The 13,795-nt window shown below is 63.2% G+C and carries 10 protein-coding genes; 9 read left to right on the forward strand and 1 reads right to left on the reverse strand.

What is annotated here, in order from left to right; translation table 11 throughout:
* The first annotated feature begins 367 nt into the window (after window positions 1–367).
* The 6 genes from NH396_RS13135 to NH396_RS13160 all read left to right on the forward strand — a co-directional run bounded on the left by NH396_RS13135 (window position 368) and on the right by NH396_RS13160 (window position 8,005).
* Window positions 368–1,993, forward strand: coding sequence for a peptide ABC transporter substrate-binding protein (locus NH396_RS13135; protein WP_253064214.1), 1,626 nt, complete (start codon window positions 368–370; stop codon window positions 1,991–1,993).
* Window positions 1,994–2,143: 150 nt separating this feature from the next.
* Window positions 2,144–3,790: a peptide ABC transporter substrate-binding protein gene (locus NH396_RS13140; protein ID WP_253064216.1), complete on the forward strand. Its 1,647-nt coding sequence runs from the start codon at window positions 2,144–2,146 to the stop codon at window positions 3,788–3,790.
* A gap of 59 nt (window positions 3,791–3,849) precedes the next feature.
* Window positions 3,850–4,776: an oligopeptide ABC transporter permease OppB gene (gene oppB / locus NH396_RS13145; RefSeq protein WP_253064218.1), complete on the forward strand. Its 927-nt coding sequence runs from the start codon at window positions 3,850–3,852 to the stop codon at window positions 4,774–4,776.
* Between the two features lie 14 nt (window positions 4,777–4,790).
* Window positions 4,791–5,714, forward strand: coding sequence for an ABC transporter permease subunit (locus NH396_RS13150; protein ID WP_107335886.1), 924 nt, complete (start codon window positions 4,791–4,793; stop codon window positions 5,712–5,714).
* A gap of 147 nt (window positions 5,715–5,861) precedes the next feature.
* Complete coding sequence (locus tag NH396_RS13155) at window positions 5,862–7,457, forward strand: ABC transporter ATP-binding protein (protein ID WP_253064253.1); 1,596 nt, start codon at window positions 5,862–5,864, stop codon at window positions 7,455–7,457.
* A gap of 143 nt (window positions 7,458–7,600) precedes the next feature.
* Window positions 7,601–8,005: a hypothetical protein gene (locus tag NH396_RS13160; protein WP_253064228.1), complete on the forward strand. Its 405-nt coding sequence runs from the start codon at window positions 7,601–7,603 to the stop codon at window positions 8,003–8,005.
* Window positions 8,006–8,182: 177 nt separating this feature from the next.
* Here the strand turns inward: NH396_RS13160 and NH396_RS13165 are convergent, their stop codons facing one another.
* Window positions 8,183–9,451, reverse strand: coding sequence for an outer membrane protein transport protein (locus NH396_RS13165; protein WP_253064230.1), 1,269 nt, complete (start codon window positions 9,449–9,451; stop codon window positions 8,183–8,185).
* 443 nt (window positions 9,452–9,894) lie between these two features.
* On the opposite strand from NH396_RS13165, the gene NH396_RS13170 reads away from it, so the two are divergent.
* From NH396_RS13170 to NH396_RS13180, 3 genes are all read left to right on the forward strand, one after another.
* A complete protein-coding gene (locus tag NH396_RS13170) occupies window positions 9,895–10,350 on the forward strand; it encodes a MerR family DNA-binding protein (RefSeq protein ID WP_253064232.1) in 456 nt (151 codons plus the stop codon).
* The gene (locus NH396_RS13175; RefSeq protein WP_306424411.1) at window positions 10,347–13,157 is read left to right on the forward strand and encodes a heavy metal translocating P-type ATPase; all 2,811 of its coding nucleotides are present in this window, start codon (window positions 10,347–10,349) and stop codon (window positions 13,155–13,157) included. Before NH396_RS13170 ends, NH396_RS13175 begins: the two co-directional genes overlap by 4 nt.
* Before the next feature lie 438 nt (window positions 13,158–13,595).
* Window positions 13,596–13,795 (forward strand): hypothetical protein (locus NH396_RS13180; protein WP_253064234.1); only part of this gene is annotated, 200 nt, incomplete at its 3' end.

The raw sequence follows: 13,795 nt of genomic DNA on the forward strand, positions 1-13,795 counted from the left end.
GGCTTCGCCACATGCCACCCGTAGGGACATGTGCAGATCGACAGCGCGCAAAGCCCGATATTGTAGCCATTTCCCGGCGTGGCGACCATGCCCGGCCCATCATCCAGCGCAAGGTGGGCGATGGCCGCCTGCAGGCCTCTGTCACAACGTGCACAAGCCTCGGTCTGGCTGTCTTTCAGGCGACTGCGACCAAAGTCATCCAGACGTCCGCCAGCCACGAATGCCGCGGCATTCCACGCCCAACATCAGACTTATCGAATGCACGCATGAGCTATCCATTTTTTAACATGGACAACGCACCGCAAAAGATTCAATGGTAGAGGCATCACTCGTACTCCCCCTAACAACAATAGCGAGCTTCCCCACCATGGCACGACTGCACTCCCCCTCTCACACGCCGGCACTCCCCAAGCGCTTCGCGCTCAAGCGTCTGGCAAGCTCCCTGCTGCTGGCCGGAAGCATCGCCGCTTCCCCGGGCATCATGGCCGACACGCTCAAGCTGGCGATCATGGGCGAACCGGCCTCGCTGGACCCGCAGCAGATCTCCGGCACCTGGGAAAATGACGTGGTGGGCGACCTCTTCGAGGGGCTGGTCACTGAAGCCGCCGATGGCGAGCGCATCCCCGGTGCGGCCGAGTCGTGGCAGATTTCCGACGATGGCAAGACCTACACCTTCACGCTGCGCCAAGACGGCAAGTGGTCAGACGGTGAGCCGGTGACCGCCGAGGACTTCGTGTACGCGCTCAAGCGCATCATGACGCCGGAAAATGCCTCGGATTACGCCTACATCCTGTATCCGATCAAGAATGCCAAGGCCATCAACAGCGGCGAGGCCGAGCCGGACACCCTCGGCGTGCGTGCAGTGGATGATCACACCCTCGAGATCACCCTCGAGCGTCCGACGCCCTACTTCCTGGACCAGCTGTCGCACTACACCGCCTACCCGCTGCCGAAACATGTCGTGGAGAAGTACGGCAAGGACTGGACCGACCCCGGCAAGATGGTTTCCAACGGTGCCTTCGAGCTGAGCGAGTGGCAGCCGCAGACCCGCATCGTCGCGCTCAAGAATCCTGAGTTCCACGATGCCAGAGAAGTCGCGCTGGATGAGGTGATCTACTACCCCATCGAGGAACGCAACAGCGCCCTGAAGCGCTTCCGCGCCGGCGAGATCGACATCGCGCGCGAATTCCCGACCCAGCAATACGGCTGGCTGAAGAACAACCTGCCGGACGCCACCCACGTCGCGCCCTACCTGGGCATCTACTACTACGTGCTCAACTCGCGCGATGGTCATGCCACGGCAGACCCGCGCGTGCGTGAGGCGCTCAACCTCTCCATCCGTCGCAACATCATCACCGACAAGATCCTCGGCACCGGCGAAGTGCCGGCCTACAGCTTCGTGCCCACCGGCGTGAACCATTACGACATCCAGGAAATGGCCTTCAAGGACATGTCGATGGATGAGCGCATGCAGAAGGCCAGGTCCCTGATGGAAGACGCCGGCTATGGCCCGGACAACCCGCTGGAGCTGACCCTGCGCTACAACACCAGCGAAGACCACAAGAAGGTGGCCATCGCCGCCGCCGCGATGTGGAAGCCGCTGGGCGTGAAGGTCAATCTGCTGAACGCCGAAGTCGCGGTGCACTACGAGGACATGCGCCAGGGCAAGTTCGATGTCGGCCGCGCCGGCTGGATCGGCGACTACAACGACGCCCAGAACTTCCTGAACCTGCTGGAAAGCGGCGTGCCCAACAACTACGGCGCCTATGCCAACAGTGCGCTGGATGACGACATGCAAGAGGCTGCCAATACGCTCGACATGGAGGATCGCGAGGCATTGATGCAAGACGCCGAGCGCAAGGCGCTGGATGACTATGCCGTGCTGCCGATCTACTACTACGTGTCGCGCAATCTGGTGAACCCCAAGCTCAACGGCTGGCAGGACAACATCGAGGATACCCACCGCTCGCGCTGGATCTCGTTCTCCGAGTGAGGCGAGCCCTGTGAGCCTCTGGCCTGGCTCGCAGTTCTCCAGATCGTCATGGGTCCACGCTCGTGTCCGGCAGGGCAGGAGCGTGGCATTTGCCAAGGATGGCACCAGAAGATGACGTCGCGCCCCACGGGCGTGACAAGGAGTTCATGCATGTCCCCCACCTCACCGACGCAATGCGCGGCAAGCCTCGGCGCAGGCCTGCTGCTGTCCATTCTTTCTCTCTCCTTCGGCGCTTCCGGCAGCGCCATGGCCGCACAATCCACAAGCCCTGCAAGCCAAGGCGAGCAGATCCTGCGTATCGCCAATGGCGCCGAGCCGGCGTCGCTGGACCCGCAGCAGACCAGCGGCACCTGGGAGACACGCATCACGCGTGATCTGTTCGAGCCGCTGATCGCCTACTCCGCCGACGGCGAGCTGATTCCCGGGCTGGCAGAGCGCTGGGAGTCGTCCGCCGATGGGCTGAGCTGGACCTTTCACCTGCGCGAGGGGCTCGAGTGGTCAGACGGCACGCCGTTGACCGCCCAGGATGCCGTCTTCGCGCTGCGCCGCCTGCTGACACCCGCCACCGCGGCCCACAACGCCACGCTCTACTACCCGATCGTCAATGCTCGCGCGGTAAACACCGGCGCGCTGGCACCGGAGCAACTCGGCGTGACCGCGCCCGATGCGCAGACGCTCACCATCACGCTCAGTCATCCCTCGGCGACGCTTGAGCAGACGCTGGCGATGAGCGAAGCCGCCCCGCTGCCACGCCATGTGATCGCGGCCAATGGCGCTGACTGGACGCGGCCGGCCAACATGGTCACCTCGGGTGCCTTCGTGCTCAACGAATGGGCGCCACAGTCGCATATCACACTGTCACCCAATGCTCGCTATCACGCGGCAGACACGGTCGCGCTCGATGAGGTGGTCTACCTGCCCATCGAGGAGAGTCATGCCGCGCTCAATCGCTTTCGCGCCGGCGAAGTCGAGATCGCCTACGGCGTGCCCGCCAGCCACTACGCCTGGATTCAGGACAATCTGGCCGCTGCCCTGCACACCTACCCGATCCTCGGCGAGTACTTCTATGTCTTCAATCTGCGCGCGGGCTCGCCCGTGGCCGACCAGCGCATTCGCCGCGCGCTGAATCTGGCCACACGCCGTGAGGTGATTACCGAGCGCATTCTCGGCATGGGCCAGATTCCCTCCTGGCACTTCGTGCCGAAGGCATTGAGAGAACATCAGGGCGCGCGCTTCGACTTCGCTGACTGGTCGATGGACCGGAGGATGGCGAAGGCCCGCGAACTGATGGCCGACGTGGGCTACGGCCCGGACACCCAGCTTGAGCTGACCCTGCGCTACAACACCCTGGAAGATCACAAGAAGATCGCCGTGACCCTCGGGGCGATGTGGAAGCCGCTGGGCGTGAAGGTGACGCTGACCAACACCGAGGCCGCGGTGCATTACCGCGATCTGGCGCTGGGCGATTTCGAGGTCGGGCGTTACGGCATGATCGCCACCATCGCCGATGCCTACGACTTCCTGAACGCCTTCAGCAGCGACAACACCTCCAACGCGCCCGGGCTCAGCTCGCCGACCTACGATGCGCTGATCGAGGCGGCGGCGCGTGAAGGAGACATCGGCACCCGCCAGCGCCAGCTCCACGACGCCGAGCAGTATCTGCTCGACAACGATGTGGTGCTGCCGCTCTACGACTATGTCACCTCCAGCCTGGTCGACCCCGCCATCAGCGGCTGGGCGCCCAATGCGCTGGACGTGCACCCGAGTCGCTATCTGCAGCTCGATACCTCGCACTGACAGACGACAGTCACCCATAACAACGACACACCCGGGCAGCGGCCCGAACGGAGCACTGGATGCTGAGCTACACCCTCAAGCGGTTGCTGCAGGCGATTCCTACCCTGCTGATCGTGATCACCCTGTCGTTCTTCCTGATGCGGGTCGCTCCGGGCGGTCCCTTCGATGGAGAGCGCCGTCTCCCCCCGGAAATCGAGCAGAACCTGCGCGCGGCCTATCACCTGGATGAGCCATTGCCGATGCAGTACCTGCGCTATCTGGGCGATCTGGTACAGGGCGATCTCGGTCCGTCCTTCAAGTACAAGGACTTCGACGTCAGCGAGCTGATCAGCCAGGGCTTCCCGGCCAGTCTGGAGCTGGGCATGTGGGCGATTCTGGCCGCGCTGCTGATCGGAGTGCCGCTGGGGGTGATCGCGGCCATCCGGCGCAACTCGACGGCGGATTACCTGGTGATGAGTACGGCGCTGGCGGGAATCGCGGTGCCCAACTTCGTGATCGCCCCGCTGCTGGCGCTGGTGTTCGGCGTGCTGCTCGGCTGGCTGCCGGCCGGCGGCTGGAACGGCGGCGCCTGGCAGAACCTGCTGCTGCCGGTGGTGGCGCTCTCCATCCAGCAGATCGCCTACATCGCCCGCATGATGCGCGCCAGCATGATCGAGGTGCTCGGCAGTCACTACATCCGCACCGCCCGCGCCAAGGGCCTGAGCGAGTGGAAGGTGATTCTGCGCCATGCATTGCGGCCGGCGATGCTGCCGGTGGTCTCGTACCTCGGCCCGGCCATCGCCGGCATCATCACCGGCTCGGTGGTGATCGAGCAGATCTTCGGCATTCCCGGCATCGGGCGCTATTTCGTACAGGGGGCGCTCAATCGTGACTACACCCTGGTGATGGGCACGGTGGTCTTCTATGGCGCCTTGATCCTGCTGCTCAATCTGATCGTCGATCTGCTCTACAGCATGCTCGACCCGCAGATCCGCTACGACGACTGACCCGAGGCCCTGACATGTCACAGACAACTCCCGCTCCCCACGGCACCGGCGGTGCCAGTGCCTTCGACGGCCAGCCGCCTGCCGCGCCGGCAGGCGACAGCCTGACCCGCGACGCCTGGCGTCGTCTCAAGCAGAACCGCGCTGCCATGTGCAGCCTGGTGGTGATGGCCGTCATCGTGCTGGCCTGCCTGATCGGCCCGTGGCTGACGCCCTTCGAACTCGATGAAGTCGACTGGAACGCCATCGGCACCGGTCCGGACCTGGCCTCCGGCCATGTCTTCGGCACCGACGTCAACGGCCGCGACCTGCTGACCCGCACCCTGCATGGCGGCCAGATCTCGCTGTCGGTAGCGCTGGTCGCCACCTTCGTCAGCCTGGTGATCGGCGTGCTCTACGGTGCCGTCTCCGGCTACTTCGGCGGACGCACCGACAACCTGATGATGCGCTTCGTCGACATCATGTATTCGCTGCCGTTCATGTTCTTGGTGATCTTGCTGATGGTGGTGTTCGGTCGCAACATCTTCCTCATCTACGCCGCCATCGGTGCGGTGGAGTGGCTGGACATGTCGCGCATCGTGCGCGGCCAGGTGCTGGCACTCAAGAAGCGCGAATTCGTCGAGGCGGCGCATGCGCTGGGGGTGCGCGACCTGCAGGTGGTCACCCGCCACCTGATCCCCAATGCGCTGGGCCCGGTGATCGTCTACGTCACGCTGACGGTGCCCAAGGTCATCCTGCTGGAAAGCTTCCTGTCGTTCCTCGGCCTCGGCGTGCAGGAACCGCTGACCTCGTGGGGCGTGTTGATCTCCGAAGGCAAGGACATGATGGAAACCGCGCCCTGGATGCTGCTGGTGCCCTCGGCCTTCCTCGCCGCGACCCTGTTCTGCCTCAACTTCCTCGGCGATGGGCTGCGTGATGCCCTCGACCCCAAGACTCGCTGAACCGGAGCGCTGATCATGACGTCTTCACCCTCTACCTCCGGCACCTCCTCCAGCCTGCCGCCAGCACGCAACGCCGCTGACCAGGCGCGCGCCGACACCCTGACTCGCCTGGGCCTGGCCGCCGAGGCGCCGGGCACGCCGCCGCTGATGGAGGTCGATGATCTCAAGGTCGACTTCCAGCTGCCGGACGGCGCGGTACCCGCCGTCAAGGGCGTCAGCTTCACCCTCAACAAGGGCGAGACGCTGGCGCTGGTCGGCGAGTCCGGTTCCGGCAAGTCGGTCACGTCCACCGCCATCCTGCGCCTGCTACCGGAACTCGCCGAGATAAAGGGCGCCATCCGCCTGCGCGGCGAAGACCTGCTGAGTGCCTCGACGCGGCGCATGCGCGAGCTGCGCGGCAACCGCATCGCCACCGTCTTCCAGGAGCCGATGACCTCGCTCAATCCGCTGCACCGCATCGGACGCCAGATCATCGAGGTTCTGGCGCTGCATCGTGACCTCAAGGGTCGCGCGGCTCGCCACAAGGCGCTGGAACTGCTCGAGCAGGTCGGCCTTCCGGAGCCGGCGCGACGTATCGACAGCTATCCCCACGAGCTGTCCGGTGGCCAGCGTCAGCGCGTGATGATCGCCATCGCGCTGGCCTGCGAGCCGGACCTGCTGATCGCCGATGAGCCGACCACCGCGCTGGATGTCACGGTGCAGGCGCAGATCCTGCGGCTGCTCAAGTCGCTGCAGCAGCGCTACGGCATGGCGATCCTGTTCATCACCCACGACCTGAGCATCGTGCGCCACTTCGCGGACCGCGTCTGCGTGATGCGTCACGGCGAGCTGCTGGAAACCGGCGCCACCCACGACGTCTTCGAGCGCCCGCACCACGCCTACACCCGCATGCTGATCGATGCCGAACCGGCCGGCAAGAAGGCCCCGGTGGCCGCGGATGCACCAGTGCTGCTGTCGGCGCGCGATGTGCGTGTCAGTTTCACCATCAAGCGTCCGCTGTTCGGCCCCAAGGTCGCCTTCGAGGCGGTGCGCGGCATCGATCTCGAGGTCCGACGCGGCCAGACCATCGGCATCGTCGGCGAGTCCGGCTCCGGCAAGTCGACGCTGGGGCGTGCCCTGCTGCGCCTGATCAAGAGCCAGGGCCAGATCAGCTTCGATGGCGCCGATATCATGCCGCTGGACAAGTCAGGCATGCGCCCCTTGCGCTCGCGCATGCAGGTCGTCTTCCAGGACCCCTTCGGCTCCCTGTCGCCGCGCCTGACCGTGGGCGAGATCATCAGCGAAGGTCTGCGCGTGCATCACCCTGAGCTCAATCGCGCCCAGCGCAATGCGCGGGTCTGCGACGCCCTGAGCGAAGTCAGCCTCGACTCCGGCATGCGCAATCGCTATCCGCATGAGTTCTCCGGTGGTCAGCGCCAGCGCATCGCCATCGCGCGCGCCCTGGTGCTCAAGCCGGAATTCCTGCTGCTGGACGAGCCGACCTCGGCGCTGGACCGCTCGGTGCAGGTCACGGTGATCGACCTGCTGCGCGACCTGCAGGCACGCCACGGCCTGACCTATCTGTTCATCAGCCATGACCTGGCGGTCGTGCGTGCGCTGTCAGACCACCTCATCGTGATGAAGGAAGGCAAGGTGGTGGAAAGCGGCAGTACCCATGCCATCTTCGAAGCACCCCGTGAGCGTTATACGCGTGAATTGATGCAGGCCGCCTTCGCCCCGGACCTGGGCCAGACGCACCACTGACACCCTGAAAAGACGACATGCCTGATGGGCGCTGCGGCGCCCATCAAGACCCCGCTTTGCCTGAGAAAAGGCGCAGGCAAGGGCAGCCGGGTGCTTGCACCCGACCGAGGCCGGAGCAGGACGCTCCGGCATGACCCACACCGATGGAAAGACAGACACAGAATGACGATGCAACCTACAACAACAGCCAGCATCCCCCTTCACACTCACGACCACGTCACGCGATTGGCGCAGCCCTGCTCGGCACGAGACGCCCGGACAACTCGCTGTACTGGAAGAAGGGTTTCGGAGAGTTCACTGTCGGCCTGCTCTATCAGCTCGGCCATGATGGCCAGCACAGCACCGAAACGCCCCTCTTCGAGGATGGCGTCTTCACCACCGAGACCGAGTACTCGGGCTATGAGCGTGACCACCGCGATGAAGCCGCACTCGACTGGAAACCGAACAAGGACGTCACGCTGGGCAGGGCCTTCCACCATCCCGAAATGAGCGACTACGAGAGCGGCAACAGCGACCAGCTGATGTTCCTGGCGCGTTACGACTTCTGATCGTCATGTCAGACGCTGGTGACGGTTCGCCAATGCTCGCGCTGAGGCGATAGTTCTGCCCTTGCCTGATGAACCCAACAGGACGACAAGAAAACGCCCGGTCATATGACCGGGCGTTTCTGTATCGATTGTATCGGTTGTCCCGAGACCAGCTCAGCGCTTCAGCCGCTGACGTACTCAGAAACGATAGGTCGCACCGAGACCGAAGCCATGCGCTTCATTCTCGTAATCGGCTTCATAGGTGCCACGGTTGGGCTCGTTCAGGCTGACGGTGGCCGTCTCTTCCCACAGGTAGGTGTAGGCCATGTCGATGGTCAGATCCGGCATCGGTGTCCAGCCAGCCCCCAGCGAGAAGATGGTGCGATCACCGGACGGAATACGCGCGCTGCGATGCTCATCCACGGTCGGGCTGTCATCGAAGGCCATACCGGTACGCAGCACCCATTGCGGGTTGAGCTGATAGCTCAGGCCGACCGCATACTGCCAACCGTCCTCATAGCCCTGTTCCTCGACGATGTCATTCATGTTGTCGACTTCCACCGCGATCTCGTCGAAGCGACTCCAGTGCACCCAGGTCACGCCCGCCATCAGCGTCCAGCGATCATCCAGCTTGTGCGTCACGGAGAAGTCGATGCTTTCCGGCAAGGTCACGTCCAGCGAGGCGTCCTGCTCGGTATTCACGAGGCCTGGCGCGGTCATGCTGCCATTGAAGACATTGTTGTACTTGGCATCACCTTCCAGGCTGTAATCCACCTTGGAGCGATAGGACAGACCGAGACGGGTACTTTCCACCGGCTGGAAGATGACCCCGACGTTGTAGCCCCAGGCGGCATCGTCACCCTTGATCTTGACCTTGCCATCGCCTGCGCCAAGGACATCGGCAGTATTCGACGTCAGCTCACCCTTGATGCTGTTGTAGGTCACACCGGCCCCGATGGCCCACTTGTCATTGATACGGTAGGAGATGGTCGGCTGGGCGGTGACCACCTCGACTTCACTGTAATTGGCGAAATAACGGCCGCGGAAATCAGAACCATAATCGGTGATCACGCCAAAGGGTGCGTAGACCCCGAAGCCCAGTGCTACCCGATCATTCATCGGCTGCACGTAATAGAAGGAAGGCACTGCCGCTCCCGGCACCATGTCACCGTCATCTCCGCCAGAGACTGGCCGACCGAGTGCATCATTCGCGCTGGCGACATCAATATCGGTATTGACGTCCAGATAGGTCACACCGCCGGTAATCTGGGCACGATCCAGGAAGGACATGCCGGCGGGGTTGCCGAACACGGTGGAGGCATCATTGGCATTCGAGGCGCGCCCGGCGAAGGAGGTGCCCTGGGTACTGACACTCTGCTCGTTCAGCTGGAAGGCCCCCGCGTGAACGCCACCGGCATAAGCCGTGGCTACCGTTGCCAGAGCGACCCCGAGGGTGAGTTTGTTCATCTTGTTTTTCATTATGGATGGCGTCCCATTGCAGGTGGCTGGAGAGCCGCATGTTGTTGTTATCATTCGTTGATGCATAGCTCTGTCATCTACGTTTTGGGCGAGTCGTGCGTTCAAGTCAAGGGCGAACGTTTGTTTGAATAGGGAGATTTCTAGTATGCAGGGAACTTTCATTCATGTCTGCACTGTCACGTGCTGCTAAACCCCTGACCTGACGAGGATTTAGTGCCTTGTCGCCAGCGTTTAAAACACGGCAGCCCCCTCTGCTCCCCCCTCTAGCCTATTGGTCGAACATCAGACTTTTCGTATGTATCGGCTCGCTTGACCTATGTGCAACACATAAGTCTTAAACTGATGATCAGTCACGGAACATTGGCTGCCGACAGACCTACAGGGCAGCTGGATGCTCTCTCCGCCACTCTTCATCACGAGGAGGTGTTGCAATGAAAGTCGCTGAACTGGCCCGCGCGGGAGGCGTCACCGCTGAAACCGTTCGCCACTACACGCGCCAAGGGCTGATCACGGCCCGACGTGATCCCGTCAACAACTACCAGCGCTTCGATGAGCAGGCGCTGGTACGCCTCAAATTCATCAGTCAGGCACGCCAGCTGGGCTTCAGCCTTGCCGATATCAAACAGATTCTCGAGCAGGCGGACCAGCACGACTCGCCTTGCCCGCTGGTGCGTGACCTGCTGCGACAGCACCTGCCGAGAGTGCGCGAGCGCATTCGTGAGCTGGAAGCCCTGGCAGGGCGCATGGAGCATGCGCTGGATTGCTGGCAGGACCTGCCGGATGGCGTGCCGGACGGCAACAGTGTGTGCTGTCTGATCGAAGGCTTTCCGCAGGACATGCCCGACACCGCTTCCACTTCCAAACGCCGCGACGGGGGGCACTCATGATGACCCCGCCACTTCCCGAGACGCGCCTTCTGCAGGCGCCAGGCATCCATTGTCAGGGCTGTGTCAACAGGATTCGTCGTGCCCTGCAGGCGCAGGACCCACAGGCCGAGTTGCTCGGGGCACCTGACGCGGAGCTGTTGCTGATGCATAGCCAGCTGTCATCCACGACATTGCAGGAAGTCGCGGAAGACTGCGGCTATCCCCTCCGGGAGGAAGCCCTGCCGGTACGCGCCCATCACGATCTGTCGGTGTACGGTATGCACTGCCAGAAGTGCGTCGCCAGATTGCGCGAGGCCATCCAGCACTGGGATGAGGCTGCGCAAGTCACTGGCACGCCGAAAGAAGACATTCTCGACGTGGACACCTGTCTGCCGCACGGACTGCTCGAGCGCATCATCCTCGAGACGGACTATTCGCTTGAGGCCCACGCCGAGGTGGATGAAGCTCAAGTCGCGCCGGCTGCGAACGCGTCAAGTGCTGCGAACAAGGCAGCGACTGAGAGCCAGCCAGCCGATAGCGCAAGCACCGAGTTCTCACTGTCCGGCGTCACCTGTGCCAGCTGCGTGGCGACGATCCAGAAGGCACTGGATGGCTTGGATGGAGTTGAGCAGGCGCAGGTCAACTTCGCCTCGCACACCGCCCAGGTCACGAGCCGCCTCGCTCCCGACGAGATCGTCTCTGCCATCGAAGGTGTCGGCTACGGGGCAAGCCTGGTGGAAGACGCGCAGGCCGGTGAGCAGCAACAGCAGGAAGACGCCGATCAGGAATATCGCTCTCGTGTCCGCGACAGCGTGCTGTCGCTGGGCATCGGTATCCCCCTGATGATCAGCATGTTCTTCCATCACCCCGGCTTCGAGGGGCTCGAGCGCGGGGTGTGGCTGGCGATCGGCGTCGCCGTGCTGGGCGTGCTCGTCACGGCAGGACGCAGCTTCTTCACCAGCGCCTGGAAGGCCTTCACGCACCATCAGGCCAACATGGATACGCTGGTGGCGCTCGGTACCGGGGCCGCTTGGCTCTACTCCATGGGCGTGCTGCTGTTCCCCGACAGCGTGCCCCCGGCGGCGCGCGGGCTCTACTTTGAAGCCTCGACCATGATCATCGGCTTGATCAGCCTGGGGCAGGCGCTGGAAGTCCGCGCCCGGGGCCGCACTCAGCAGGCGCTGCGCGCGCTGCTGGATCTGCAGACTCGCACTGCCCGCGTGATCCGCGACGGTGAAGAGCGCGAGATCGATATCAATGAGGTCCGCAGCGGGGACCAGGTGCGCATTCGCCCCGGTGAGCGCATCCCGGTGGATGGCCGGGTCATCGAGGGCCAGAGCCATATCGATGAATCGATGCTCAGCGGTGAGCCACTGCCCGTGTCACGCAGTATCGGTGATGAGGTAGCCGCCGGTACGTTCAATACGCGTGGCAGTCTGGTCTTCGAGGTCGAGCGCGTCGGTAGCGAGACGCGCCTGGGACGCATCATCAACCAGGTGCGTCAGGCGCAGAATTCGCGCCCGCCGATTGGCCGGCTGGCAGACACCATCTCCGGCGTGTTCGTGCCCAGCGTGATGATCATCGCCATCGTCGCGGCGCTGGTGTGGTTCAACTTCGGGCCGGCACCGACCGGCGTGCATATGCTGGTGGTCGCGACGGCAGTGCTCGTCATCGCCTGCCCGTGTGCGCTGGGTCTGGCGACGCCGATCTCGACCATGATCGGGGTCGGCAAGGCAGCGGAGCATGGTGTGCTGGTACGCAGCGGTGAGGCACTGCAGACCGCCAGTCGCTTGACCGCGCTGGTGGTCGACAAGACCGGCACCCTGACGCGCGGCAAGCCGGAAGTCGCCGAGGTCTCGCTCCTCGAAGGGGAAGACGAGGAAGCCATACTGGATGCAGCATATGCACTGGAGCGGGGCTCCGAGCACCCGCTGGCCACGGCACTGCTGGCACATATCGAAGACAGACGCCCCGATGCCTCGCGCAGCAAGTCCCTCCATGACTACCAGACCATCAGCGGGCGGGGCATTCAGGCCCAGGACGATGTAGGGCGCACCTGGCGCATGGGCAACGCTGCCATGCTGGAAGAGGCAGGCATCAGCCTGGCTCCTCTCAGCGAGCAGATCACGGCGCTGGAAGACAATGCGCGCACCCTGATTCTGATGGCCCGCGACGATGAATTGCTCGCCGTCTTCGGCCTGGCCGACCCGCTGCGTGACGATAGCCGCGATGCCATCGCTCGCCTGCATGCCATCGGCCTCAAGGTAATCATGCTGACCGGTGACAACCCTCACACGGCAGCGGCCGTGGCGCGCGAGACCGGTATCGATGATTACCGTGCCGGCGCCTCACCGAATGACAAGCATGATGAGATCGCGCGGCTGCAGCGGGAAGGCCATGTCGTCGGAATGGTAGGGGATGGCATCAATGATGCCCCTGCGCTGGCGCTGGCCGATGTCGGCTTCGCCATGGGCGAAGGTACCGACGTCGCCATCGAGACCGCCGGTATCACGCTGATGCAGCCGTCGCTGGGCGGGGTCGCGGATGCGATCGCGATCAGCCAGGCCACCCTGCGCAACATCAAGCAGAACCTAGTCGGGGCCTTCGGCTACAACCTGATCGGCATCCCGATTGCCGCGGGCATCCTCTACCCCTTCACGGGCATGTTGCTGTCGCCGGTCATCGCGGGACTGGCCATGTCCTTGTCCTCGGTCACCGTCGTAACCAATGCCAATCGGCTGCGTCGATATACGCCCCCGGGCGCAGCTGGATCCGCGACAGGTAACCCCGAGAATACCGCCACCACCTCGCAAGGAGCGTCGGCATGATCTGCATGGCCATCAATCTGCTAGGGCTCGGCCTGATCGCCGCCATTGTCTGGTGGTTCTGGCTCGCCAAGTCATGAAGCACACTCCAGGCCTTGCTCTGTAGTCGCTGAAATCGAGCAAGATGATTGCACAGGACAATCGCGCAAGATCTTCATCTCAAGGCCCTGTCACATCCTGTGTGGCAGGGCTTTTTCGTGACTGTGTCCCGATCAAAATCGCTCCAGACGGCTCTCGCAAGACTCGCAACGATAGCGTTCATGACATGCCGCCCAGTGGCTCCGAGACTCGTGTCACCCGACAGCACACTGGAGGGAAAGCAGCTGTCGCGAGGTCGCATGGGTAGCTCCTGCACTGACGAATCTTGAGTTTTCCACAGCCGCTTTGCTCTTCTTTACCCCGAGCATCACTTCTTTATCCCGCTTGATCAAGGTGCCGAGAATGCAAAAACGCCCCTGCCGCATCAGTGACAGGGGCGTTTCCTTTGGCCTTCTTTCTGCACAACTTTTCCTGAGCAACTTTTCTCACCACAAAGAGAACCGCCCCTGCAGCAAGGCTACAGGGGCGGTTCGGGATAAGTGCCTGACGATGACCTACTCTCACATGGAGAAACTCCACACTACCATCGGCGCTAAGCGGTT

This window comes from Cobetia sp. Dlab-2-AX, assembly GCF_024124625.1.
In the GTDB taxonomy this organism is placed as follows: Bacteria; Pseudomonadota; Gammaproteobacteria; order Pseudomonadales; family Halomonadaceae; genus Cobetia.

Bases quoted from the DNA above. Each gene is read 5' to 3' on its own strand.
- NH396_RS13135 (WP_253064214.1), top strand. From the start codon at position 368: ATGGCACGACTGCACTCCCCCTCTCACACGCCGGCACTCCCCAAGCGC.
- NH396_RS13140 (WP_253064216.1), top strand. From the start codon at position 2,144: ATGTCCCCCACCTCACCGACGCAATGCGCGGCAAGCCTCGGCGCAGGC.
- oppB (WP_253064218.1), top strand. From the start codon at position 3,850: ATGCTGAGCTACACCCTCAAGCGGTTGCTGCAGGCGATTCCTACCCTG.
- NH396_RS13150 (WP_107335886.1), top strand. From the start codon at position 4,791: ATGTCACAGACAACTCCCGCTCCCCACGGCACCGGCGGTGCCAGTGCC.
- NH396_RS13155 (WP_253064253.1), top strand. From the start codon at position 5,862: ATGGAGGTCGATGATCTCAAGGTCGACTTCCAGCTGCCGGACGGCGCG.
- NH396_RS13160 (WP_253064228.1), top strand. From the start codon at position 7,601: ATGGAAAGACAGACACAGAATGACGATGCAACCTACAACAACAGCCAG.
- NH396_RS13165 (WP_253064230.1), bottom strand. From the start codon at position 9,451: ATGAACAAACTCACCCTCGGGGTCGCTCTGGCAACGGTAGCCACGGCT.
- NH396_RS13170 (WP_253064232.1), top strand. From the start codon at position 9,895: ATGAAAGTCGCTGAACTGGCCCGCGCGGGAGGCGTCACCGCTGAAACC.
- NH396_RS13175 (WP_306424411.1), top strand. From the start codon at position 10,347: ATGATGACCCCGCCACTTCCCGAGACGCGCCTTCTGCAGGCGCCAGGC.